Below are 23,118 nucleotides of genomic sequence, written 5' to 3' on the forward strand. Positions count from 1 at the left end.
GGCGGAATGGGCCGTAAGTGACCCCGCGTTGCGTTAAGTCGCGGTGCCTGTCAGCCCTCGGCTTCGATGGCGGCCTTGGCGGTGGGGTCGGAGTCCTTGAGGAACTTCTCGATCCGCTCGGGCTCCTCGGCCTCGCCGATCGCCGCGGACGCGCGGCCCAGCGAGTACAGGGCGCGCAGGAAGCCCCGGTTCGGTTCGTGCTCCCACGGGATCGGGCCCACGCCGCGCCAGCCGTTACGGCGCAGCGAGTCCAGGCCGCGGTGGTAGCCGACCCGGGCGTAGGCGTAGGAATCGATGGTCCGGCCTTCCTTCCACGCTTCCTCGGCCAGCACGGCCCAGAGCAGCGAGGACGTCGGGTGCTTCTCCACCAGATCCAGCGCCTCCTGGCCCGCATCCAGCCCCGCGTTGACCTCAGTCTCGGCAGGCAGCAGCGTGGGCTCGGGGCCCATCAGGTTCTTGCGGAACTCGTCCGACATGACTAGAACGTCTTGCCGGTGGAGCCGAGCTGCTGGGCGGCCTCGACCACGCGGGCGGCCAGGCCGGCTTCGGCGGACGCGCCCCAGACACGGGGGTCGTACAGCTTCTTGTTGCCGACCTCGCCGTCGACCTTCAGGACGCCGTCGTAGTTGCGGAACATGTGGTCCACCACCGGGCGGGTGTAGGCGTACTGGGTGTCGGTGTCGATGTTCATCTTGATCACGCCGTAGGAGACGGCGTCCGCGATCTCCTGCTCGGAGGAGCCGGAGCCGCCGTGGAAGACGAGGTCGAACGGGTTGGCCTTGCCGATCTTCGCGCCGACCTGCTCCTGGATGTCCTTGAGGATTTCCGGACGCAGCTTGACGCCGCCCGGCTTGTACACGCCGTGCACGTTGCCGAAGGTCAGGGCCGTGATGTAGCGGCCGTTCTCGCCGGAGCCGAGGGCGTCGATGGTCGCGAGGGCGTCCTCGACCGTGGTGTAGAGCTTGTCGTTGATGGCGTTCTCGACGCCGTCTTCTTCGCCGCCGACGGTGCCGATCTCGACCTCGAGGATCATCTTGGCCGCGGCGGTGCGCGCGAGCAGTTCACGCGCGATCCGGAGGTTCTCCTGCAGGGTTTCGGCCGAGCCGTCCCACATGTGCGAGTTGAAGAGCGGGTTGCGGCCGGCCTTGACCTCGGCCTCGGAGGCGGCGAGCAGCGGCAGGACGAAGCCGTCCAGCTTGTCCTTGGGGCAGTGGTCCGTGTGCAGGGCGATGTTGACGCCGTAGTTCTTGGCCACTTCGCGGGCGAACGCGGCGAAGCCCAGGGAACCGGCCACCATGTCCTTGGTGGAGGCGCCGGACCAGTAGGCGGCACCGCCGGTGGAGACCTGGACGATGCCGTCGGACTCGGCCTCGGCGAAGCCGCGCAGGGCGGCGTTCAGGGTCTGGGAGGAAGTGACGTTGACGGCCGGGAACGCGAAGCCGCCCGTCTTTGCGCGGTCGATCATCTCGGAGTAGATCTCTGGGGTTGCAATGGGCATGCTGACTCCTAAAGTGAATTTCGTCTGCGGGCTGGGTTGACCCTGGAGTGAACCTCGTCGGCTACGAACCATCCTAGCCATTCCTGCGCACGGCAGTGTCTCCGGTCACGCGGGGGCTGTAACACTCGCTCCCGCGCCTTGCGTCGCCTCCCGCCGAGATGGCACCACGCGGCAGTGTGGCCGCCCAACATTGCCGCGAACTGTCATTTCGCGCGCCAGCCCCGGCTCTCCAGCGCCGCCCGGACCTTGCGGACGACGGCGGGGCGGTCACCGGCGAGGTCGAAACGGGAAACCCGGAGCTCCAGCCAGCCGGACCTCGCGGTGGTGTCGGCCCGGCGGATGTCCTTCAGGTACTGTTCCTCCCCGTTGTGATGCGCCCCGTCGTACTGCAGCGCGAGCCGCCACTGCGGGTACGCCGCGTCGGGCCAGAGCACGGGGGCCGTGTCCCCACCCCACATCGGCTCGCCCCACACCACGTGATTCAGCACCGGCTCGGGCAGGCCCGCGCGCACCAGGGCGAGGCGCATGTGGGTTTCCGGCGCCGAGTCGGCGCCCACCCGGATGAGTTCAGCGGCAGCCCTGGCCTTGCGCACACCGCGGACTCCCGGGTGCCGGGCCGCCATCTCCCTCAGGTCCGCGACGCTGCACAATGCCCGGCGGGGAAACGGATGTCCCTGACCGTGTTCGCAGACGAGGGAATCGCCCACGGCCACGAGTTCCTCCGGCCCCAGAACCGCGGCCAGGTCCAGCCACGTCCGGACCGGCGAGGTGAGCCGGACGCCGTCGAGCTCCACCACTTCGTCCGGCAGCAGAGTCAGAAGATGCCCGACGACGTTTGCCCGACGCGGCATGCTGGAGCCCCTGCGGCGGGCAAGGTGGATGCGCCAGTCTTCGCCCTGCCAGGGCGGCAGCGGTGCTTCCCAGAGGCGGGCCGCCGAGCCGAGCGCGAGGATGGAATCGTCATCAAGGTCGGTATAGGCGCGCAGGGCGGCCGCTCCGGCGGCCGCCGAGTCCGTCGGGACCCGAATGCCGCGGGACACGGTCACCAGATCCCGCGCCGCGGTCCGCGTGCGGGTGACGCCGGCCTTGTCCGCGGCACGGAGTGAGAAGGATCCGGTGGTCAGATGGAACGGAAGCGGTGCCCGGCGCATGGGCCCAGTCTTGCCGCTTCGGGCACTGTCCGATGCGGTTATCCACAGCCCTTTGCCGCAATCCGCGCCGAGGTGGCATTTCACGGCAGTGTTGGGCGCAAACACTGCCGTCAAGTGCCATTTCGCGCGCGGGGCGCCGCTACCCCGGGAGCTGGTTGAAGACGTGCCGGCGGATCCAGGCGTGCATCGCGATCGCGGCCGCGGAGGCGGCGTTGATCGAGCGGGTGGAACCGAACTGCTCGATCGACAGCGTCGCGACGGCGGCCTCGTGGACCTCCGGCGTCAGGCCCGGGCCTTCCTGGCCGAATACCAGCACGCAGTCCCGGGGCAGCTCGTAGGTTTCCAGCGGGACGGAATCGGGGAAGATGTCGATCCCGATCACGGCCAGCCCCTCCCCGTGCGCCCAGGCGACAAAGTCCTCAACGGTGGCGTGGTGGCGGACGTGCTGGTAGCGGTCGGTGACCATCGCCCCGCGGCGGTTCCACCGGCGTCGTCCGATGATGTGGACTTCCTTGGCCAGGAACGCGTTGGCGGTGCGGACGACGGTGCCGATGTTCATGTCGTGCTGCCAGTTTTCAATCGCGATGTGGAAATTGTGGCGCCGCGAATCCAGCTCGGCGACAATCGCCTCGTGCTTCCAGTAGCGGTACTTGTCCACCACGTTGCGGCGGTCGCCGTCCGCGAGCAGGTCCGGGTCCCAGTGTTCGCCCTCCGGCCACTGCCCCTGCCAGGGGCCGACGCCGACCTCCGCCTTGGGCTCCGCCTCGCCGTCCGGAACGGCCGCGCTGCCGGCAGTAGGTTCGCTGGGAGTCTCGGGTTCAGTCACGACTCAACATTAGACTGGGACCTGTTGCGGCACACTATCGGCGGAGGGCACCATGGCGGACCAGTATGAAGACCAAGGGACAGACCAGCGTTCAGACTCCGATGACGTGCGGTCCACGTCCTCGGTGTATCGCAGCGGCCAGGAGATCGAGTGCTGGCTGACAGACATGGACGGCGTGCTGGTCCACGAGAACCAGCCGATCCCGGGCGCCTCGGAACTGATCCAGCGCTGGGTGGACACGTCCAAGCGGTTCCTGGTCCTGACCAACAATTCCATCTTCACCCCCCGGGACCTCGCGGCGAGGCTGAAGAGTTCCGGCCTGGAAATCCCGGAGGAGAACATCTGGACCTCGGCCCTGGCCACGGCGCAGTTCCTCAAGGACCAGGTACGCGGCTCCGAGTCCGGCAACCGAGCCTACACGATCGGCGAGGCCGGGCTGACGACGGCGCTGCATGAAGCCGGCTTCATCCTCACCGACCAGGACCCCGACTTTGTGGTGCTCGGCGAAACCCGGACCTACTCCTTTGAAGCCATCACCATGGCCATCCGCCTGATCCTCGGCGGCGCCCGCTTCATCGCGACCAACCCCGACGCCACCGGGCCTTCCAAGGACGGACCGATGCCGGCCACCGGTGCGATCGCCGCGCTCATCACCAAGGCAACCGGCCGCGAACCCTACATTGTGGGCAAGCCGAACCCGATGATGTTCCGTTCGGCGATGAACCAGATCGACGCGCACTCGGAGACCACCGCCATGATCGGGGACCGGATGGACACGGACATCATCGCCGGCATGGAGGCGGGGCTGCACACGGTGCTGGTGCTCAGCGGCATCACGCATAAGGACGACATTGCGGCCTACCCGTTCCGGCCCAACCAGATCCTGAACTCGGTCGCGGACCTGAAGAACCAGATTTGAGCGGACTAGGCCGAGGGGTCCGCCCTCGGCCTAGAAGGCGGTCTTCTTGCCGCCGCCGGACGGCAGCGGCAGGAACTCGTCCTGGAGCTCCTCGATGAGCGGCCGGTAGACCGAGGGGTTCCACTGCGGGCTGGCATGCGCCGGCCGCGCCCCGTCCGTCCGCAATGAATCCGAGATCATGTTCGCCTTGAACCGCAGCATCCAGGTGTCCCGCGCCGTCTCGTAGCTCACGGTCTGGTCCCCGGGGTTGCCGATGAATGCCATCTTCGCGTCCCCCAGCTTGCCGACGAAGCGGTTCAGGTCGAAGTGGTAGATGTAGGCCGATTCGGTCTGGATCAGCACGCTGGACGGGGCAATCGGCGAGAGCTGTTCCAGGGTCTGGTCCAGCACCTGGCCCCAGCTGCGTTCATGCTTGTTCAGCATGCGTTCGCCGAGCTCGTAGCCGCCGCGCAGCACGGTGGGGAACCGGAACCCGCTCTCGTACAGGAACACCACCCCCTCGAACCAGCTCTGGTCCAGGACGTCATACCGGCTGGAAGGGCTGGAGTCGAGCAGGATGAACGCCACCTTGACGCCATGCAGTTCCAGCAACCGGGCGGCGACCTGCACCGAGACCATGCCGCCGAAACTGTGGCCGTAGAAGTAGATGGTGTCGAGCTGGTGGGCGCGGATGTGCTCGATGACCGCGATCACGATCTTGTCGATGTCCAGGCCAAGGTTGGAATAGCCGACGGCGGCCAATTGACCCCGCTTGGTCAGCGCGCCGCGCAGCGAGTTCAGGATCCACTGCGCCTCTTCCCAGCTGGTCTTGTAGCCGGGGAAAAGGAACCAGCTGGCGTGGGGGAAATACAGTTCCGCGACGTCGTCGGGCACCGGGAGGATCTTGTTTACCCGCCGCTCGGCCTGCACCCGGCGGGTGAACAGCATGTCCCCGGCCAGGACCGAGGCGACACCGGCGCCGATCAGGAAGTTCCGCCGCGAAAACCGTTCGAGTTCAGCGGCATGCCGGAGCACGCGGGCCTCGGCGTCCCGGGGTTCGCGCCCGTCGTTCGCTTCCGTCTCATGCGGCACACCTCTACCGTAGCCACTACGCCGGTGCAGCAAAAACGGAGGGTGAAACAGCGATCCGCGACGCGGTTCCGGCCCGGCGACGCGCAATATTCCTGGCGCGCCGGAAATCCCGCGTCGAGCGGACTTTTCCGCGTCCCGGAGGACTATCCGCGTCGCGGAACGGAGGGATCGTCCTAGGCCGGTTCGGGCGCGCGGCCGACTTCGCGCCGGGCGAGCTCCAGGCTGATGTCTTCGTACCTGGCCAGGAGCTCCGAGGGCGCACCGTTCCGCGGATCATCCAGCTTGCCGAAGACACAGTCGCTGGCGGCCAGCAGCTCATCGTCGGAGTAGCGGGCCAGCGGTCGGGTCCCGGACGGGTTAATCGAGGCCACGAAATCCGTGGAGAGGTCCAGCGGCTGGAACACCTTTCCGAAGTCGTCGCCGAACATCTGTAGTTCAAGCGAAACCCCGGCAGCAACAGGCATGGCCCCGGCAACGTCGAACTGGCCGGGTCCTCCGTCAATGGCGTTGAGGTCGTTCCGCAGACCGGCAAGGGCGGCCGATTCCACGAAGTCGGCGTGCGCGAGATCGACGCGGATGTGTGAACTGACGCCCATGCGTCGGATGCGCTGGATCAGCTGCATCAGGGCGGGGCGGGAATCCTGGCTGAGGCTGCCCCGGACATCGATCCGGATGACGTCTGCGGCGACATCGAGCTTCACCTGGGCATTGAGAGATTGGTCCATAGGTACTCCAAAGAAAGTGTCTATGGCCGACGGCTCAACCTCACTCAGCGTAACGGCGGGACGGGGCGGGCACAAGTCCCCGGATCAGCCGGCTAGTCAGCCGGCGGCCTGCCGTCCCGGCTCCTGGAAGTGCGTCCGCGTCGCCGAACCGCCAACGGACTCCACCAGCGAGGTGGCAATGTCGCGCAGTTTCACGTTGCCGTGGCTCGACGCGTCGGTGAGGATCTGGACCGCCGTTTCCTGGCTGCAGCGGTTCTGCGCCATCACGATGCCGATCGCCATATCGATGACCGTGCGGGATTCGAGCGTGGCCCGCAGGTTCGTGGCGCTGTCCGTGTGCAGGGAAAAGCGCACGGCCATGCGCAGCGCCTGGGAGATCTGCCGGGTGAAGTCACGCGCCCGGTCTGCGACGTCGCCGTCGAACTTGTGCGGTGCGTCCGAATACAGGTTCAGCGCGGCCTGGGCTTCGCCCTGCAGGTGGAACGGCACCGAAAGCACCGAGCGCAGCCCGTGCGAGGCGACGGCGGTGGCGTAATCGGGGCCCCAGCGGTCTTCCTCGAAAAGGTCCGGGACGTAGACCTCGCGCTCTTCCTGCGCCGCCGTCAGGCAGGGACCCTGCGCCAGCCGGTACTGGATCTCGTCCACTTCCCGGGCGGATTCGCTGCTCCAGCCGATGGTCGCAGCCTTCCGGTCCCGCAGCAGGGTGATCCCGCACAGCGCGTCGTCGCCCTTGCCTGCCACCTGGTGCGCGGAAAAACGCGCGAGTTCGTTGAGAAACTCTTCGAAGTCAGTGCTGTCGAGGATGAGGTTCTGGACCTGGTCGACGGTGCTGACGGTTGCAGGGTATTCCTGGGGCGGGAGCATAGCGCGTTTCTCCAACTACGGGTACAGAGGTACCGATGGGGGTATTTAAGAAATGATAAGTCACCCCCAAAGCACCGTCCATACGTGTCCGCCGCCGGTGAAACCCTAGCTCAGGCCCAGTTCGTCCTTGCCGAAAGCGAACAGGTAGGGGACGCCGGCTTCGGCTTCGATCTTTTCCTTGGCGCCGGTGTCGCGGTCCACGATCACGGCGACGGCCACGACGTTGCCGCCGGCCTTGCGCACGCCCTCGACGGCGGTCAGCGCGGAGCCGCCCGTCGTGGAGGTGTCCTCGAGGACCAGGACCTTGCGGCCCTCAACCGAGGGCCCCTCGACCTGGCGGCCCATGCCGTAGGACTTCTGGGCCTTGCGGACCACGAAGGCGTCCACCGGGCGGCCGGCGTCGACGGCGGCATGCATGACGGCGGTGCCCACCGGGTCCGCCCCCATCGTCAGCCCGCCGGCGCACTCAAAGTCGATCCCGGCGTCGTCCAGCAGGGACAACATGACCTGGCCGACGAGCTTGGACGCCTCGTGGTGCAGGGTGATGCGGCGCAGGTCGATGTAGTAGTCGGCCTCGGCGCCGCTGGAGAGGATGACCTTGCCGCGCACGACGGCCAGCTCCTTGATCAGTTCCAGGAGGCGGGCACGGGCGGCAGCGGCGTCGGCCGCAAAGTCACTGGTGGCAGTCATGGGACCCAGTTTAGTCGCAGGCGCCGGCCCGGATCCCAGTCCGGACGCCAGATGTCGGCACCGCGGCGGCCTCCTCCCGGGCCGGCCTGCCCGCACGGGACTTACGGCACTGGCAGCCGGCGCGGGGCGGGCGTCCGATGTAAGCATGACGGCAGGAACCGAACCTTCCACCCGCTGGCCGGCAATCCCCAAGGACCCCGGCAGCTTCCGGGTCCGGCCCAACCTCTTGGATTATGACGCCAGCTGCGCGGCGTTCTCCTGGGATCACGCCCGCCGGGAGCTGTCCGGCCTGCCGGATGGCCGGGGCCTCAATATCGCTTTTGAGGCGGCCGACCGGCATGCGGCCGGCGGGCTCGGCGGCCGCGAGGCGCTGCGCTTCATCCGGGCCGACGGGAGCAGCCATGCGCTCAGCTACGCGGAGCTGGCAGAGCAAAGCAGCCGGTTCGCCGCGGTGCTGAGCAGCCTCGGCGTCGGGCGCGGCGAGCGCGTCTTCTCCCTCACCGGCCGCAACCCGTCCCTGTACATTGCGATGCTCGGCACCTTCAAGAACGCCAGCGTGTTCTGCCCCCTTTTCTCGGCCTTCGGGCCGGAGCCCGTGCGGCAGCGGCTGCAGCTGGGCTCCGGACGCGCGCTCATCACCACCCGGGCGCTCTACCGGCGGAAAGTGGCCCAGCTGCGCGACTCGCTGCCGGAGCTGCGGCATGTGCTGCTGATCGACGCCGACGGCGACCCGGAACCGGGCACCCTGGACCTGGCCGCGCTGATGCAGACGGCCCCGGCCGACGGGCAGATCGCGGCGACCCGGCCCGAGGACATGGCGCTGCTGCACTTCACGTCCGGCACCACCGGGACACCGAAGGGCGCCATCCACGTCCACGACGCCGTCACCGCCCACCACGCGACCGGCACCTTCGCGCTGGACCTGCATCCGGAGGACATCTACTGGTGCACGGCCGATCCCGGCTGGGTGACCGGCACGTCCTACGGGGTCCTGGCCCCGCTCAGCCACGGCGTGACGAGCATAGTGGACGAGGAGGAGATGGACGCGGACCGCTGGTACCGGATCCTCGCCGAGCAGCACGTGACCGTCTGGTACACCGCCCCCACCGCGCTGCGGATGCTGATGAAGGCCGGGGCGGACCGCGCCACGGGGCACGACCTGTCCGCCCTGCGCTTTGTCGCCAGCGTCGGCGAGCCGCTCAATCCGGAGGTCGTGGTCTGGGGCAAGGAAGCCTTCGGCCAGCCGGTGCATGACAACTGGTGGCAGACCGAAACCGGCGGCATCATGATTTCGAACTTCGCGGCCACCGAGATCCGCCCGGGCTCCATGGGCCGGCCGCTGCCCGGCATCGAAGCCGCGCTGGTGGTGCGGGACGCACAGGACAAGCCGGTACTCAGGGACGGGCAGGCGGTGCTGGTCACCGCGCCGGACACGATGGGTGAGCTTGCGCTGCGGCCCGGCTGGCCCTCGATGTTCCGCGGCTACCTGCACGAGGAGGAGCGCTACCGGCGGTGCTTCGTGGGCGGCTGGTACCTCACCGGCGACCTCGCCAAGCGCGACGCCGACGGCTACTACTGGTTCGTGGGCCGGGGCGACGACGTGATCAAGTCCTCGGGGCACCTGATCGGCCCGTTCGAGGTGGAGAGCTCGCTGATGGAACATGAGGCGGTGGCCGAGGCCGGCGTGATCGGCGTTCCGGACCCGGTGGCCGGCGAGGTGGTCAAGGCCTTCGTGGAGCTGCGCCCCGGCTGGGAGCCGTCGGAGGAACTGCAGCTGGATATCATCGGGTTCGCGCGCAAACGGCTGGGGCCCGCGGTGGCACCCCGGCTGCTGGACTTCACCACGGCGCTGCCGAAAACCCGCAGCGGGAAGATCCTCCGGCGCCTGCTCAAGGCCCGCGAACTGGGGCTCCCGGAGGGCGACACGTCCACCATCGAGTCCCCGCCGGGGGCGGCGCCCGCCGGGCTGTCCGACGGGCTGTCCGACGGCCAGCCCGGCGGGCAGCCCGGCGCTGCGGGACGGGCAGCCGGCACGGCGCCGGAGGGACCGCAGTGACCGGGCCAATGGCGGCGTCCGCCGGGCCGCTGGATCCCGCGCACGGCCGGCACCTGCTGCTGCAGATGCTGCGTGTGCGCCAGCTCGAGGAGAAGTGCGTCGAGCTGTACAGCGCCGCCAAGATCCGCGGCTTCCTGCACGTCTACATCGGCGAGGAGGCGGTGGCGGCCGGGGTGCTGGAAACCCTCGCGCCGGAGGACGCCGTCGTCGCCACCTACCGGGAGCACGGCCACGCCCTGCTGCGCGGCGTGTCCGCCGGCTCGATCCTGGCCGAGATGTACGGCTTCGTGGAGGGCTGCTGCCGAGGCCGCGGCGGCTCCATGCACCTGTTCGACGCCGCCACGCGCTTCTACGGCGGGAACGCGATCGTCGCCGGCGGACTGCCGCTCGCCGTCGGGCTGGCGCTCGCGGACAAGATGGCCGGCCGGTCCCGCGTCACCGTGTGCTTTTTCGGTGAGGGCGCCGTCGCGGAGGGCGAGTTCCATGAAAGCCTCAACCTCGCCGCTCTCTGGCAGCTGCCGGTGCTGTTCTGCTGTGAAAACAACCTTTACGCGATGGGCACGGCGCTGGGCCGTTCCGAGTCGCAGACCGACATCGCGCTGAAGGCGGCCGGCTACGAGATTGCCGCCTGGGCCGTGGACGGGATGGACGTGCTGGCCGTCGAGGAGACCGCCCGTCGCGCCGTCGACGCGGTCCGGGCCGGCGGCGGGCCGCACTTCCTGGAACTGCGCACCTACCGTTTCCGGGCGCATTCGATGTTCGACCCGGAGCGGTACCGGGACAAGGCCGAGGTGGCGCGGTGGCTGGAGCGGGATCCGATCACGCTGCTGCGCTCGGCGATGGAGGCAGCCGGCCAGCTGACCGAAGCGGACTGGCAGCAACTGCAGGCCGACGCCGAAGCGGAAGTCGCGGCCGGCGTCGAGGTTGCGGAGGCCGGCACGCCGGAGCCGCTCGAGGACCTCACGCGTTTTGTGTACAGCGACCCCGGCGCCTGGCAGGAAGGGGACGGGTCATGAAATCCAGCTACCGGGAGGCGCTCCGGGCCGGGATCCGCGACGCCCTGCAGCGTGACAAGCGGGTTTTCCTGATGGGCGAGGATGTGGGCGCCTACGGCGGCTCCTTCGCCGTAAGCCTGGGCCTGCTGGAGGAGTTCGGGCCGGAACGGATCCGGGACACCCCGCTGTCCGAGTCCGGGTTCGTCGGCGCCGGGATCGGCGCCGCGCTCGGCGGGATGCGACCCATCGTGGAGATCATGACCGTCAACTTCAGCCTCCTGGCCCTCGACCAGATCGTGAACAACGCCGCATCCCTGCTGCACATGTCCGGCGGCCAGTTCCACGTGCCGCTGGTGATCCGGATGACCACCGGGGCCGGCCGCCAGCTTGGTGCCCAGCATTCGCACAGCCTGGAGGGGTGGTACGCGCACATCCCCGGGCTGCGGATCCTCACCCCCGCCACCCTCGAAGACGCCCGCGGGATGCTGTGGACCGCGCTCCAGGACCCGGACCCGGTGCTGATCTTCGAACACGGCTCGCTCTACAACGTCCCCGGCGAACTCGCCGAGGACGCCGGCGCGGTGGACATCAGCAGCGCCGCCATCCGGCGGCCCGGCGCCGACGTCTCACTCATCACCTACGGCGGGACGCTCCCCCTCACCCTCGAGGCCGCCGGGCAGCTCGCCGCCGAAGGCATCGACGCCGAAGTGCTGGACCTGCGCACGCTGCGGCCGCTCGACGACGCCGCCATCCTCGACTCGGTGGCCAGGACACACCGTGCCGTGGTGGTGGACGAGGGCTGGCGCAGCGGCAGCATCTCCGCCGAAATCAGCGCCCGGATCAGCGAACACGCGTTTTTCGAGCTGGACGCGCCCGTAGGCCGGGTCTGCAGCGCCGAGGTGCCGATCCCCTACTCCAAGCACCTTGAACTCGCCGCCCTGCCCTCTGCGGAACGGGTCGTCGCGGCAGCGCGGGAGGCGGTCGGGGCACGTGGGTGACTTCCTGATGCCCTCGCTCGGGGCCGATATGGAGCACGGCAAGATCGTCGAATGGCTGGTCAAGCCCGGCGACTACGTCCGCCGCGGCGACCTCGTGGCCGTGGTGGACACGGACAAGACCGTGATGGACGTCGAATCCTTCCAGGAGGGGGTGGTCGCGGACCTCCTCGTGGACATCGGCGAGACCGTGCCGGTGGGCACGCCGCTGGCCCGGATCACGCAGACCCCGGCCGAGGTCGGGGCTCCCAGCCGCGAGGCGCCGCCGCCCCGGCCCGCGGCCGCGAAGCCGGCCCCTCCCCCGGAAGCCCCTCCGATCGCGCCGCCGGTCCGGCACCTCGCGCACCGGCTCGGCGTCGACACCGGACGGATCCACGGCACCGGCAAGGATGGCGCGATCACCCGCGCCGACGTGGAGCACGCCGTGGCAGCCCGTCCGGCGGCCGCAGGGCGGGTGCGGTCCTCGCCGCGGGCCAGACGGCTCGCCGCCGAACTCGGCGTCGAGCTTTCGTCCGTCGCCGGCACCGGACCGGAGGGCGCCGTGACCGTCGAAGACGTGCAGGGCGCCGCAGCCCGCCAGCCGGAGGCCGGTCTCCGGGAGGCGGGACCGCGAGGGGCGGCTGCGGAAGCGCCGGCGGCATCGGCGCAGGCTGCGGAAGCGGCTGAGGCCGAAGCGGCCCCGCCGGAAGCGCCGGCGCAGGCTGCGGAGAAGCCCGCGGAGGCCCGCGAACGGGTGGCCACCCTGCGCCGGGCCATCGGGGCGCTGATGTCGCGCTCCAAGCAGACCATCCCGCACTACTACCTGAGCACAACCCTGGACCTGCGCGCCGCCGTCGGCTGGATGCAGACCGTCAATGCGCAGCGGCCGGTGGCGTCCCGGTTAGTGCCCTCCGCCCTCCTGCTCAAGGCGGCGGCGCTCGCGGCCAAGGAAGTCCCGGAGGTCAACGGCTTCTATCTGGACGGGGAGTACCGGCCCAGCGCCGCGGTGCATCTGGGCGTCGCGGTGGCCCTGCGCCAGGGTGGCCTGGTGGCCCCCGCGCTCCACGACGCCGACACCCTGGCCCTCGACGAGCTGATGGAACAGCTGCGGGACCTGGTCAGCCGCGCGCGGGCCGGACGGCTGCAGCGCGCCGAGATGGCGGACCCCACCATCACCGTGACGAATCTCGGGGACCTCGGCGTGGACAGCGTCTACGGGGTGATCTATCCGCCGCAGGTGGCGATGGTGGGCTTTGGCCGCGTGCTGGAGCAACCCTGGGCGGAGAACGGGATGCTGGGCGTCCGGGCCGCCGCGATCGCCACCCTCTCGGCCGACCACCGGGTCAGCGACGGGTTGCGCGGCGGCCGCTTCCTTGCCCGGATCCAAGAGCTGCTGCAGAAACCGGACGAACTGTGAAGACGGAGACACCATGAATGAACAGGATGCCCGGGCCGCGGTGCGTGCCGCGCTGGGGAAAGTCGCACCGGATGTTGAGCTGGACGACGTCGGCGGCGAGGCCCGGCTCCGGCAGGACCTCGAGCTGGACTCGCTGGATTTCCTGCGGCTCGTTGAAACCATCGACACGGCGACCGGCGTGGACATCCCGGAGCGCGACTATCCGGCAGTCGCCACGGTCGACGGCCTGATCAGTTACCTCGTCGCGCACGGCTGAGGCGCATCCGCGGCTCCGTAACCGCCGTTTTGGTGACGCCAATGGGCACCTGCGGAGCCATCGACGTCAGTGAGGGGCTAGGCGTGCGGCTGGGGCCGGGCCTCGGCGCGGCGCGCGAAGGCGGGGGCGTGTTCCGGGCGGGGTCCGAAGCCGATGAGCCGGGGAATGATCCGGCGGACCGCTGGAATCCGCCGGGCCAGGAAGAGCGCGACGGCCGGAAACTTGGTGCGTTGTCCGGCCATGATCGGGCCAAAGACCGCGCGGTGCATGAGCCGCTGTCCCGTCTGCACGACGACGGTCGGGAGCCGCCGTCGTCGTTCGACGCGTCGGAGGTCCGCCGCCGTGACCCGGCCGCGGAGCAGCGCGGGGGCGAGGATTTCCGCCGCCGCCACGGCGTCCTGGATGGCGAGGTTGATGCCGACACCGCCGGCCGGGGACATCGCATGCGCGGCGTCGCCGATGCAGAGCAGACCGTTGACGTGCCACGACTGCAGCCGGTCCAGGCGGACGTCGAGCCAGTGCAGGTCATCGAGGGAACGGATGGCGTCCACCCGGTCCGCGAGGTCCGGCCGAAGCCCGGCGATCCGGCGCCGGAAGCCCTCGACGCCCTCCGCACGGATCCTGGCGTCGGTGCCTTTCGGGGCGAGGTAGCCCATTTGGTAGTAATCGTTGCGGGACAAGGCCACCAGCGCCTCTCCGGGACCGAACGCCGGCACCAGCCCGGCCACTTCGCCAAGTTCGGCGGGATACCGGGGCAGCCGGAACCACCAGGTGTCGAAAGGAACCGGAAACTCTTTCGGCGCCAGCCCGACGGCGGCACGCAACGCGGAGTGGCGGCCGTCCGTCGCGACCACCAGGTCCGCCCGGAGCTCGTCCTGCGCGCCGTCCGGGTCGCGGAACCGGATCCCGCGGACACGGCCCCCGTCGCGAACCAGCCCGGTGGCCGTGTGGCTCATCAGCAGGGTGAAGCCGGGCTCCTCGGCAGCAGCTGCGGCCAGGAAGTTGAGGAAATCCCACTGCGGCATCATGGCGATGTAGTTGTACGGCGGCCGCAGCGAATCAAAGTCGCCCATGGTCACCGGCGGCCCGCCCGGGACCGGGAACACGACGCTCTTCAGGCGGCTTTGCGGCAGGCGGCGGAACTCCTGGCCGAGGCCGAGTTCGTCAATCAGCCGGATGGTGGACGGGTGCACCGTGTCGCCGCGGAAGTCGCGCAGGAAATCCGCGTGCTTTTCCAGGACCGTCACCTGCACCCCGGCCCGGGCCAGCAGCAGGCCGAGCATCATCCCGGCCGGACCGCCGCCGGCCACCACGCATCCCGTCGTCTCCATGGCCATACGCTACGCCTGCGAGGGGTGCCGGCGGGAGGGGTCTTGGCGGCGCTTCCGGATTCGGGCGGCGGTTCCGGACAGACGCGGCGCGGACCCGCCTAGCGGCCGTCCGGAAGCTCAGCGGCGGTCCGGAAGCATAGCGAAACCGGGCACCCGGCCGGTCGGCAACAGTTGAGCACGATTGACTCGGCTGGCTAGGCTGTGAGGCATGCGTGAACTCCAGGCGAAGATCATTGAAGAAATGGGCGTGCAGCCCCGGATCGACCCCGCCGGGGAGGTGCGCAAACGCGTCACGTTCCTCAAGGACTACCTCAAGGCGAGCCACACCAAGGGCTTCGTCCTGGGCATCTCCGGCGGCCTCGACTCCTCGCTGGCAGGACGGCTGGCGCAGCTCGCGGTCGAGGAGCTCGACGCCGAGGGCGTGGAGGCGAACTTCGTCGCGGTGCGGCTTCCCTACGGCGTGCAGCACGATGAGGACGACGCCCAGGCGGCCCTGGACTTTGTGCGGGCCAAAACGGAGTGGACCTTCAACATCTCGGCCGCGGTGGACGGCTTCGAGGATGAATTCGAAAAGACCGTGGGCAACGGCATTTCCGACTTCCACAAGGGCAACACCAAGGCCCGCACACGCATGATCGCCCAGTACGCCCTGGCCGGGGAGCACAACTACCTGGTGATCGGCACCGACCACGGCGCCGAATCCGTGACCGGATTCTTCACCAAATACGGCGACGGCGGCGCGGACATCCTGCCGCTGTTCGGCCTGAACAAGCGCCAGAACCGCGCCCTGCTGGCCGAACTCGGCGCCCCGGCCCGCATCTGGGAGAAGGTCCCGACGGCGGACCTCCTGGACCACAAGCCCGGACGCACCGATGAGGAAGAACTCGGCCTGAGCTACGACACCATCGATGACTACCTCGAAGGCCGCGACATCCCCGACGCCGCGGCCGAGCTGATCGAGCAGAAATACCTGCGGACGCGGCACAAGCGCACCGTCCCGGTCACCATCTTCGACACCTGGTGGAAGCAGTGACGCTCCGCTAAGGGTTCCTGGCCGGATCGTTCCGCCCGGTCACCTCCGGACTTCCACGGTGCCCACCATGCCCATGAAGTCATGTAGGCCGCAGATGTAGTCGAACTCGCCGGCCTTGGTGAAGGTCACGGTGAACTTGCTGTGCGGGGGCATGATTCCTGAGTTGAGGTCGCCACCGGCAAACTTCGCCGGGTTGCCCCGGGGGACGAAGACATTGGCGGGTTCCTTGCCGAAAGTGACGGTGTGCGGGGCGCCCATGCCGCTGTTGACGAAGGTCACTTTCTCGCCCACCCGGATTTCGACCTTCTGCTGGACGAAGCGCATCACCATGGACGTTCCGTTATCCGTTCCCGCGATCACGGTGTGTTCGTCCGCCTGGTCCCGGGCGTCCTCCCATGCCTGGCGTCCGTCCCGCAGGATGGCCCGTTCCTGCCTCCCCGCCTGGCGGTCGTACTGCGCCTGGCTGTAAGGGTAGTCGGTTCCGGCCGCCCGGACGTGGACTACTCCTTTCATGGCCATGCCGTGGACCAGGCAGTAATAGGTGAAGTTGCCCTTGCGCGGGAATGCCAGGGTGTATTTCGTGACTTGCTTAAAGCCACTGTCGGACACGTTCGTCATGACCCCGGAGTTGTAATACGAATGCCCGTCATAGGCCTTGCCGCCGCGCTGGTAGATGTTCTGCGGCAGCGATGGGTTGAAGGGCTGGGTGGACCTCAGGGACTGGCCCTTGGCCAGGAACGTCACGGTGTGGATCTCGGCGGAGTTGGCCTCCCAGGTGACCTTGTCGCCCGCGTTGATGTAGATGTTTCCGGGCAGGAAGGCCATGCCCTGGATGGCCTGGCTCGAGGATTCGGACCCGACCTGGACCGTCCACGTCCTGGCGGATTCTTCGCCACCCGCGACGGCGGCAGCGCTGACGGCTGGAGCACTGACGGTAAATGGCAACACGAGCGCGGCGATGAAAGCGATGAGAACGCGCAGCAAGCGCGGCGCGTGAGGGGATTCTGCTCGGCGAGTCATGGGACTCATTCCTTTTTGGGGCTGGAGGATTGCGGCCGGGAAACCGGCTCATCTGGTGCGCCGACGCCGCTTCCCGCGACGCCGTTTCGCTCCGGCCTGGACCGCGTCCGCCGCTCTCTTCTCCTGCTCCCAGTCCCCCAGCATTAAGGCGGGGAAGTAGTTTTTGGGCCAGACGCGCCACCCGGACTGGGGAATGGGCGCTGTCTGCAGCGCATGCAGCCACGGCTGCAATTCCAATCGTGCTCCGCGCCCGCCGGTTTGTCGAGACGGCGCCGGCGGCGGCTCAACTGCCCTGCAGCTGCAGGGATATCCGGTGCGCTTCGTCCATCAGCAGGCGCCCGAGGTATTCACGGCGGTCCGCCCGGAAACGCGGTTCAATCCCGGTCAGGGACAGCGCCCACGCCGGCCGGCCGCGCTGGTCGAAAACGGCGGCGCCCATTCCCCAGCTGCCTTCCAGCACCAGGCCCGGGTTGACCGAATAGCCTGCCTGCCGCGTCGCTTCCAGGTTCGCGCGGACCACTTCCTCGCTGTGGGCGGCGGCAAAGCTCCCGGCGTGGGTGGCCCAGCCGGCCAGCAGCTCCTCCTGCTCCGCCGCGGGCAGGAACGCCATGATGGCGGTGCCGGCGGAGGCAACGCCCAGCGGAAAACGGACACCCTCATGCAGCACGAAGGAGCGGACCGGGAAACTGCCCTCCTCCCGGAGGAGGCACACCGTCTCGGCGCCGCGGCGGATCGAGAAGAAGGCGCTCTCCCCGGTTTCCTCTGCCAGCCGGCGCAGGCTGGGCCGGGCAATGTCCTCCAGCGGGAAACGCGCCGAAGCCACCGATCCCATCAGCAGGATCTCCGGGCCCAGCACCCAGTTGCCGCTGTGCGGATCCTGGTCCAGCAGTCCCTCGGCGGCCAGGGAAGTGAGCAGCCGGTGGGCGGTGGGACGCGTCAGACCGGATTCGCGGACCAGTTCCACGAGCGGGGAGCCTTCCGGCTTCCGTCCCACGATCCTCAGCAGGGCCGCGACGCGGCTTACCACCTGGGCTCCCTGTACGGGGACGGAGTTCATCTTTTCCTCGCATTTCCTCAAAACAATCATCAAACCATCCACATTGTGGACAGTGCCCAGCCTAGCGTCCACACTGTAAAAAAGCACGGAAAGTTGCGGATTTCCGGCGTTGACAGTGCTCTACGCCACACCATAGGCTCCTTCCTCAGGCGAACAGTCCACAACGTGGATCACGGCGGCGGTCCCGTGGCCAGGCCGCCGCCGGTTACTCAGAAGCTCAATGAGGAGATGCAAATGTCAAAGGTGAAATCCGGCGCGGCAGCGGCGCTGCAGGACGTGCTGCGGGACGGCATGACGCTGGCGGTCGGCGGCTTCGGCCTCAGCGGCATTCCGGCAGACCTGATCGAGGCGGTCCGGGACTCCGGCGTCAAGGACCTCACCGTGGTCTCCAACAACATGGGCGTGGACGGCAAGGGCCTCGGCGTGCTCATCGAGGCGGGCCAGGTCCGCAAGGTCATTGCCTCCTACGTGGGCGAAAACAAGCTCTTCGCGGAGCAGTACCTCGCCGGCCAGCTGGAGGTCGAGTTCACCCCGCAGGGCACCCTCGCCGAGCGCCTCCGCGCCGGCGGCGCCGGCATCCCGGCCTTCTACACCAAGACCGGCGTCGGCACCCTCGTCGCCGAAGGCAAGCCGCTGGCGGAGTTCGACGGCGAAACGTATGTCCAGGAGCGTGCCATCAAGGCCGACGTCTCCCTGGTCCACGCGCACACCGCCGACACGGACGGCAACCTGATCTACCGCTACACCGCGCAGAACTTCAATCCCGTGGTCGCCACGGCCGGCATCGTCACCGTTGCGGAGGCCGAGGTGATCGTCGAACCCGGCGCACTCGATCCCAACCACATCGTCACCCCCGGCGTCTTCGTGCAGCGCCTGGTTCAGGCCAGCGACCGGGCCAAGGACATCGAGCAGCGCACCGTCCGGCCCCGCGCCGAAGCGGCCGAGACGGACAACGCTGCCGCCTCCGCCGTCACCGTCTAATCCGGCCTGAGCGCCGCCACCCACACTTTTCAGGAGAAACACCATGGCTTGGACCCGGAACGAAATGGCCGCCATCGCGGCCGAAGAACTCAATGACGGCGATTACGTCAACCTCGGCATCGGCATCCCCACGCTCGTCGCCAACAACCTGCGCGAGGGCGTCCGCGTGGTGCTGCAGAGCGAGAACGGCCTGCTCGGCATGGGTCCGTTCCCCTACGAGGGCGAGGAGGACGCGGACCTGATCAATGCCGGCAAGCAGACGGTCACCGTCCTGCCCGGCGGCAGCATCTTCGACTCGGCCACCTCCTTCGGCATGATCCGCGGCGGCCACGTCAAGGTCGCCATCCTCGGCGCCATGCAGGTCTCCGGCGCCGGCGACCTGGCTAACTGGACCATCCCCGGCAAGATGGTCAAGGGCATGGGCGGCGCCATGGACCTCGTGGCCGGCACCCCGCGCGTCGTGGTCCTCACCGAACACAACGCCAAGGACGGCACCGCCAAGATCGTGAAGGAATGCACCCTGCCGCTCACCGGGCTGAGCTGCGTGGACCGCATCATCAGCGACCTCGCAGTGTTTGACCTGGTGAAAAATGCAGAAACGGGCGTTCGCCAGCTCACGCTCACCCGCCTCGCCCCCGGCGTAACCGCGGCGGAGATCCGCGAAAAGACTGAAGCCGAGTTCGACGTCGATCCCTCCCTCGACGTCACCCGTGAAGCCGGCAGCCTGGAAGGAGCCACGGCATGAGCCTCAAGGACCAGTTCGGCAAGGATGTCCTGCTCACCGGCTGGGGCCACAGCCGCTTCGGCAAGCTCACGGAGGAGACCCTCGAGTCCCTGATCGTCCAGGTTGCCACCGAGGCGATCGGCAACGCGGGCATCGAGCCCGGCCAGATCGACGAGATCTACCTGGGCCAGTTCAACTCCGGGATGATGCCGCTGGCGTTCCCGTCCTCGCTCGCACTGCAGGTCTCGGAGCAGCTCGCCAACGTGCCATCGACGCGGGTGGAGAACGCGTGCGCCTCGGGCTCGGCCGCGTTCCAGCAGGGCACCAAGTCGCTGCTGGCGGGTACCGCCAAGACGGTTCTGGTGATCGGGGCCGAAAAGATGACCCAGGCCGGCGCCGACGTCGTGGGCGCCGCCCTGCTCGGCGCGGACTACGACATGGCCGGCAAGCCCTCCAGCACCGGCTTCACGGGGCTCTTCGCCGAAGTGGCCAAGCACTACGAGAAGCGCTACGGTCCAGTGTCCGATGTTTTGGGCTCGATCGCCGCGAAGAACCACCGCAACGGCGTGGACAACCCCTACGCGCAACTCCGCAAGGACCTCGGTGAGGAGTTCTGCCAGACGGTCTCGGACAAGAACCCGATGGTCGCCGATCCGCTGCGCCGTACCGACTGCTCTCCCGTCTCCGACGGCGCCGCCGCCGTCGTGCTCAGCGTTGCACCCACCGGCGGCGCCACCGCGCCGGTCCGGCTGGCCGGCTTCGGCCAGGCGAACGATTTCTTCCCGACCGACCGCCGCGACCCCACCGCCTTTGCCGCGACCCGCGCCTCCTGGCAGCGGGCCCTGGGCATGGCCGGCGTCGGGCTGGAGGACCTGGACTTCGCGGAGGTGCACGACTGCTTCACCATCGCCGAGCTGCTGATGTACGAGGCCATGGGCCTGACCGAGCCGGGCCAGGGCGCCCGCGCGGTCAAGGAAGGCTGGGTCTTCAAGGACGGCAAGCTGCCGGTCAACGTCTCGGGCGGACTCAAGGCCAAGGGCCACCCGGTCGGGGCCACCGGCGTCTCGCAGCATGTCATCGCGGCGATGCAGCTCACCGGCACCGCCGGGGACATGCAGCTGGCCGCCCCGCGACGTGCCGCGGTTCAGAATATGGGCGGCGTGGGCATTGCGAACTACGTCAGCGTGCTTGAAGCCGTCTGAGGCGCCGCCCGCGGACCTGGTGCGGGTCACCAACTGGCTTGGCCTGGCGGCCGGCGCACCCGTGATGGTGCGCCGGCCCGGCCGTGTCCCGGCCGCCGCAACGGTGGAGCTCGCGACCCCGGACGGAAAGATCCTCTGGGTCAGGTACTGGACCTCGGCCGAGCGCGCCATGCTCCATAAGGCCGACGGGACCCAAGTGTGGTGTGAGGCGAACCTTGGCTGAGTCCAGCATTGAAAACGTGGCCGACCTGCTCTTCCGGGACCTGCAGTACCTGAAGGCCAGCAGCGTGGAGCGCTGCGTCACCGACGTGGCCGGGTACCGGGGCGTGGCCGAGGCGGACATCAGCTCCTCGGTGGAACAAAACCTTCGGATGGCCATCCAGGCGGTGAAATCCGGGACCGTGCCGGAGTCATCGCAGCTCACCCTCGAAGCCAGGGTGGCGCCGGTCATCTACCGCATCCTGTTCAACCATGAGTCCGCGCCGGAGTTGAGGGTCCAGGACCGGATCAGCCGGCTGCTCCGCCCCGGGACCGCCACCGACCTCCGGGACTAGACTCGTTTCCACCCCCATCCGCGACCAGGCGAGGAGCCCCCATGCGCGCCACGATCATCCACGGCCCCGGCGACATCCGGGTCGAAGACCGCGACTACCCCACCATCCAGCAGCCCACCGACGCCGTCGTAAAAGTCACGGCCTCCTGCGTCTGCGGCTCCGATCTGTGGCCGTACCGCGGCGTCCGGCCCACGCACGAGCCGCGTGCGATCGGCCATGAGTTCATCGGCCTGGTCGAAAGCATCGGCGACGCGGTGACCGATCTGGCCGTGGGGGACCTGGTGATCGCGCCGTTCGTGGTCAGCTGCGGCAAGTGCCCGCAGTGCCTCAACGGTGTCACGGTCGCCTGCGACCACCTGGCCGGCTGGGGCGGCAAGGACGACGCCGGGCTGGCCATCGACGGAGGCCAGGGCCAGGCAGTCCGGGTCCCGCTCGCCGACGCCACCCTCGTCAAGGTTCCTGGCATCACCGAGCCCGACGACGCGCTGCGCGCCAGCCTGCTGACCCTCTCCGACGTCATGGCCACCGGCCACCACGCAGCCCTCGCGGCAAAAGCGGGACCGGGCCGGACCGTCGTCGTGGTGGGCGACGGCGCCGTGGGCCTCTGTGGAGTCCTGGCCGCCAAGCGGCTGGGCGCGGAACGGATCATCGCCATGTCCCGGCACGCCGACCGGCAAGCCATCGCCCGGGAGTTCGGCGCCACGGACATCGTCGCGGAGCGCGGGGTCGACGGCGTCGCGAAGGTCCGCGAACTGCTCGGCGGCGTGCTGGCCGATTCCGTGCTGGAATGCGTCGGCACCAAGGAATCCATGGAGCAGGCGCTGCACAGCGTCCGCCCGGGCGGCGCCCTCGGCTTCGTGGGCGTGCCGACCGGCGGCGCCGAGATTCCGCTGCGCTACCTGTTCGACACCAACATCTCGATCGGCGGCGGGATGGCTCCCGCCCGGACCTACATCCCGGAACTGCTCGCCGACGTGCTGGACGGCAGCATCAATCCCGGCCGGGTGTTCGACGTCGTTATGCCGCTGGAGGAGGCGCCGGAGGCCTACCGCGCCATGGACGAACGGCGCGCCATCAAGGTCCTGCTGACGCCCTAGCCGAACGGGCAGGGGATCGTGCGGCCCTTGCACTGCCGGGACGGCGGGTCTAGCGTGATGCGCATCAGCACCCGCAGCCGTCAAGGAGCCGTCATGGCCAGGTTTGTGCAGATCATCGAATACCAGTCGTCCCGCATCGAGGAGATCGAAGCGCTCGGCAGGCCCTCCCGGACCGAGGGTGAAACCGCCCCGACCTTCCGTCGGATCCTGAACACCGCGGACCGTGACCGGCCCGGCACGTACCTCACCATCGTCGAGTTCGATTCCTACGAGTCGGCGATGGAGAATTCCCGGCGGCCGGAAACCTCCGAATTCGCGGCGCGCATGGCGGCCCTGTGCGATTCGCCGCCGGTGTTCCGCAACCTGGACGTCCAGTGGGAGGACGCCGGCGACCCGGCGAGCGACTAGGCGCGCAAGCCATGCGCTCCGAAGCGGACGACGGTGAGCCGGACGCCGCTGCGCCGGACGAGTTCGTGCTGGACCTTGGCCGAACCGCCTCCGCTCCCCTGCGGTTGGTCGGCGGCAAAGCGCTGAACCTTGGCAGGCTCACCGCCGCGGACTTTCCGGTGCCGCGCGGCTTCTGCCTCACCACCGACGCCTACCGCCTCGCGGCCCCGCCCGCGCTGGCAGCCCTGGCCGCCCGGCTCGACGCGGCTGCCGACGGCGCGCCCGCCGAC

26 protein-coding genes are annotated in these 23,118 nt (G+C 68.9%); 15 read left to right on the forward strand and 11 right to left on the reverse strand.

The features are described 5' to 3' along the window. Positions 1–50 precede the first annotated feature (50 nt). The 4 genes from AC1DGE_RS16485 to AC1DGE_RS16500 form a co-directional block, all read right to left on the reverse strand. Positions 51–476, reverse strand: coding sequence for a DUF3151 domain-containing protein (locus AC1DGE_RS16485; protein ID WP_476917830.1), 426 nt, complete (start codon positions 474–476; stop codon positions 51–53). Positions 477–478: 2 nt separating this feature from the next. Beyond that, positions 479–1,498, reverse strand: a complete 1,020-nt coding sequence (fbaA, locus tag AC1DGE_RS16490; protein ID WP_175322196.1) for a class II fructose-bisphosphate aldolase — start codon at positions 1,496–1,498, stop codon at positions 479–481. A gap of 203 nt (positions 1,499–1,701) precedes the next feature. Continuing rightward, on the reverse strand, positions 1,702–2,649 hold the full coding sequence (locus AC1DGE_RS16495) for a hypothetical protein (RefSeq protein WP_476917831.1): 948 nt from the start codon (positions 2,647–2,649) through the stop codon (positions 1,702–1,704). A 139-nt stretch (positions 2,650–2,788) separates the two neighbouring features. Then, positions 2,789–3,475, reverse strand: coding sequence for a TrmH family RNA methyltransferase (locus AC1DGE_RS16500; protein WP_476917832.1), 687 nt, complete (start codon positions 3,473–3,475; stop codon positions 2,789–2,791). Between the two features lie 52 nt (positions 3,476–3,527). On the opposite strand from AC1DGE_RS16500, the gene AC1DGE_RS16505 reads away from it, so the two are divergent. Further along, on the forward strand, positions 3,528–4,394 hold the full coding sequence (locus AC1DGE_RS16505) for an HAD-IIA family hydrolase (RefSeq protein WP_441417926.1): 867 nt from the start codon (positions 3,528–3,530) through the stop codon (positions 4,392–4,394). Positions 4,395–4,424: 30 nt separating this feature from the next. Here AC1DGE_RS16505 and AC1DGE_RS16510 read toward each other — a convergent pair whose 3' ends face one another. The 4 genes from AC1DGE_RS16510 to pyrE form a co-directional block, all read right to left on the reverse strand. Then, positions 4,425–5,465 carry a thioesterase domain-containing protein gene (locus AC1DGE_RS16510; protein ID WP_476917833.1) on the reverse strand — a complete coding sequence of 347 codons (1,041 nt, stop codon included), beginning with the start codon at positions 5,463–5,465 and terminating at the stop codon, positions 4,425–4,427. Positions 5,466–5,638: 173 nt separating this feature from the next. Beyond that, the gene (locus AC1DGE_RS16515; RefSeq protein WP_476917834.1) at positions 5,639–6,190 is read right to left on the reverse strand and encodes a hypothetical protein; all 552 of its coding nucleotides are present in this window, start codon (positions 6,188–6,190) and stop codon (positions 5,639–5,641) included. 96 nt (positions 6,191–6,286) lie between these two features. Continuing rightward, positions 6,287–7,054, reverse strand: a complete 768-nt coding sequence (locus AC1DGE_RS16520) for a GAF and ANTAR domain-containing protein (protein ID WP_476892892.1) — start codon at positions 7,052–7,054, stop codon at positions 6,287–6,289. A gap of 105 nt (positions 7,055–7,159) precedes the next feature. Next, the gene (gene pyrE, locus AC1DGE_RS16525; protein WP_175322180.1) at positions 7,160–7,744 is read right to left on the reverse strand and encodes an orotate phosphoribosyltransferase; all 585 of its coding nucleotides are present in this window, start codon (positions 7,742–7,744) and stop codon (positions 7,160–7,162) included. Positions 7,745–7,889: 145 nt separating this feature from the next. On the opposite strand from pyrE, the gene acsA reads away from it, so the two are divergent. From acsA to AC1DGE_RS16550, 5 genes are read left to right on the forward strand one after another with little or no spacing between them, the layout of a single operon-like run. After that, positions 7,890–9,800: an acetate--CoA ligase gene (acsA, locus tag AC1DGE_RS16530; protein ID WP_476917835.1), complete on the forward strand. Its 1,911-nt coding sequence runs from the start codon at positions 7,890–7,892 to the stop codon at positions 9,798–9,800. Positions 9,801–9,808: 8 nt separating this feature from the next. After that, complete coding sequence (gene pdhA, locus AC1DGE_RS16535) at positions 9,809–10,816, forward strand: pyruvate dehydrogenase (acetyl-transferring) E1 component subunit alpha (RefSeq protein ID WP_441418172.1); 1,008 nt, start codon at positions 9,809–9,811, stop codon at positions 10,814–10,816. Next, a complete protein-coding gene (locus tag AC1DGE_RS16540; RefSeq protein WP_476908974.1) occupies positions 10,813–11,793 on the forward strand; it encodes an alpha-ketoacid dehydrogenase subunit beta in 981 nt (326 codons plus the stop codon). Before pdhA ends, AC1DGE_RS16540 begins: the two co-directional genes overlap by 4 nt. After that, complete coding sequence (locus AC1DGE_RS16545) at positions 11,786–13,186, forward strand: dihydrolipoamide acetyltransferase family protein (RefSeq protein WP_476892894.1); 1,401 nt, start codon at positions 11,786–11,788, stop codon at positions 13,184–13,186. Before AC1DGE_RS16540 ends, AC1DGE_RS16545 begins: the two co-directional genes overlap by 8 nt. Positions 13,187–13,199: 13 nt before the next feature. After that, positions 13,200–13,442 (forward strand): acyl carrier protein, encoded by a 243-nt coding sequence (locus AC1DGE_RS16550; protein WP_441417933.1) that lies wholly within the window; start codon positions 13,200–13,202, stop codon positions 13,440–13,442. A gap of 77 nt (positions 13,443–13,519) precedes the next feature. Here AC1DGE_RS16550 and AC1DGE_RS16555 read toward each other — a convergent pair whose 3' ends face one another. Beyond that, positions 13,520–14,773, reverse strand: coding sequence for an FAD-dependent oxidoreductase (locus tag AC1DGE_RS16555; RefSeq protein ID WP_441417934.1), 1,254 nt, complete (start codon positions 14,771–14,773; stop codon positions 13,520–13,522). Between the two features lie 208 nt (positions 14,774–14,981). On the opposite strand from AC1DGE_RS16555, the gene nadE reads away from it, so the two are divergent. Continuing rightward, positions 14,982–15,806 (forward strand): ammonia-dependent NAD(+) synthetase, encoded by an 825-nt coding sequence (nadE, locus tag AC1DGE_RS16560; protein WP_476908973.1) that lies wholly within the window; start codon positions 14,982–14,984, stop codon positions 15,804–15,806. 39 nt (positions 15,807–15,845) lie between these two features. On the opposite strand, the gene AC1DGE_RS16565 is transcribed toward nadE, so the two are convergent. Both AC1DGE_RS16565 and AC1DGE_RS16570 read right to left on the reverse strand, forming a co-directional pair. Beyond that, the gene (locus tag AC1DGE_RS16565) at positions 15,846–16,826 is read right to left on the reverse strand and encodes a plastocyanin/azurin family copper-binding protein (protein ID WP_476908972.1); all 981 of its coding nucleotides are present in this window, start codon (positions 16,824–16,826) and stop codon (positions 15,846–15,848) included. Between the two features lie 283 nt (positions 16,827–17,109). After that, the gene (locus AC1DGE_RS16570) at positions 17,110–17,883 is read right to left on the reverse strand and encodes an IclR family transcriptional regulator (RefSeq protein ID WP_476892896.1); all 774 of its coding nucleotides are present in this window, start codon (positions 17,881–17,883) and stop codon (positions 17,110–17,112) included. 234 nt (positions 17,884–18,117) lie between these two features. On the opposite strand from AC1DGE_RS16570, the gene AC1DGE_RS16575 reads away from it, so the two are divergent. The 8 genes from AC1DGE_RS16575 to AC1DGE_RS16610 all read left to right on the forward strand — a co-directional run. Further along, the gene (locus tag AC1DGE_RS16575; protein ID WP_476908971.1) at positions 18,118–18,864 is read left to right on the forward strand and encodes a CoA transferase subunit A; all 747 of its coding nucleotides are present in this window, start codon (positions 18,118–18,120) and stop codon (positions 18,862–18,864) included. Positions 18,865–18,907: 43 nt separating this feature from the next. Continuing rightward, on the forward strand, positions 18,908–19,609 hold the full coding sequence (locus tag AC1DGE_RS16580) for a CoA transferase subunit B (RefSeq protein ID WP_476908970.1): 702 nt from the start codon (positions 18,908–18,910) through the stop codon (positions 19,607–19,609). Further along, a complete protein-coding gene (locus AC1DGE_RS16585; RefSeq protein ID WP_476908969.1) occupies positions 19,606–20,790 on the forward strand; it encodes an acetyl-CoA acetyltransferase in 1,185 nt (394 codons plus the stop codon). The genes AC1DGE_RS16580 and AC1DGE_RS16585 overlap by 4 nt, the downstream gene beginning before the upstream one ends. Next, positions 20,777–21,013: a hypothetical protein gene (locus AC1DGE_RS16590; RefSeq protein WP_441417941.1), complete on the forward strand. Its 237-nt coding sequence runs from the start codon at positions 20,777–20,779 to the stop codon at positions 21,011–21,013. Before AC1DGE_RS16585 ends, AC1DGE_RS16590 begins: the two co-directional genes overlap by 14 nt. Next, entirely contained in the window at positions 21,006–21,344 is a 339-nt protein-coding gene (locus AC1DGE_RS16595; RefSeq protein ID WP_476908968.1) for a hypothetical protein, read from the forward strand. The genes AC1DGE_RS16590 and AC1DGE_RS16595 overlap by 8 nt, the downstream gene beginning before the upstream one ends. A 41-nt stretch (positions 21,345–21,385) precedes the next feature. Beyond that, a complete protein-coding gene (locus AC1DGE_RS16600) occupies positions 21,386–22,441 on the forward strand; it encodes a zinc-dependent alcohol dehydrogenase family protein (RefSeq protein ID WP_476917836.1) in 1,056 nt (351 codons plus the stop codon). A 93-nt stretch (positions 22,442–22,534) separates the two neighbouring features. Continuing rightward, entirely contained in the window at positions 22,535–22,849 is a 315-nt protein-coding gene (locus tag AC1DGE_RS16605) for a hypothetical protein (RefSeq protein WP_441417949.1), read from the forward strand. Positions 22,850–22,860: 11 nt separating this feature from the next. Continuing rightward, positions 22,861–23,118 (forward strand): PEP/pyruvate-binding domain-containing protein (locus tag AC1DGE_RS16610; protein ID WP_476917837.1); only part of this gene is annotated, 258 nt, incomplete at its 3' end.

The organism is Arthrobacter sp. 05N425 (genome assembly GCF_056397125.1).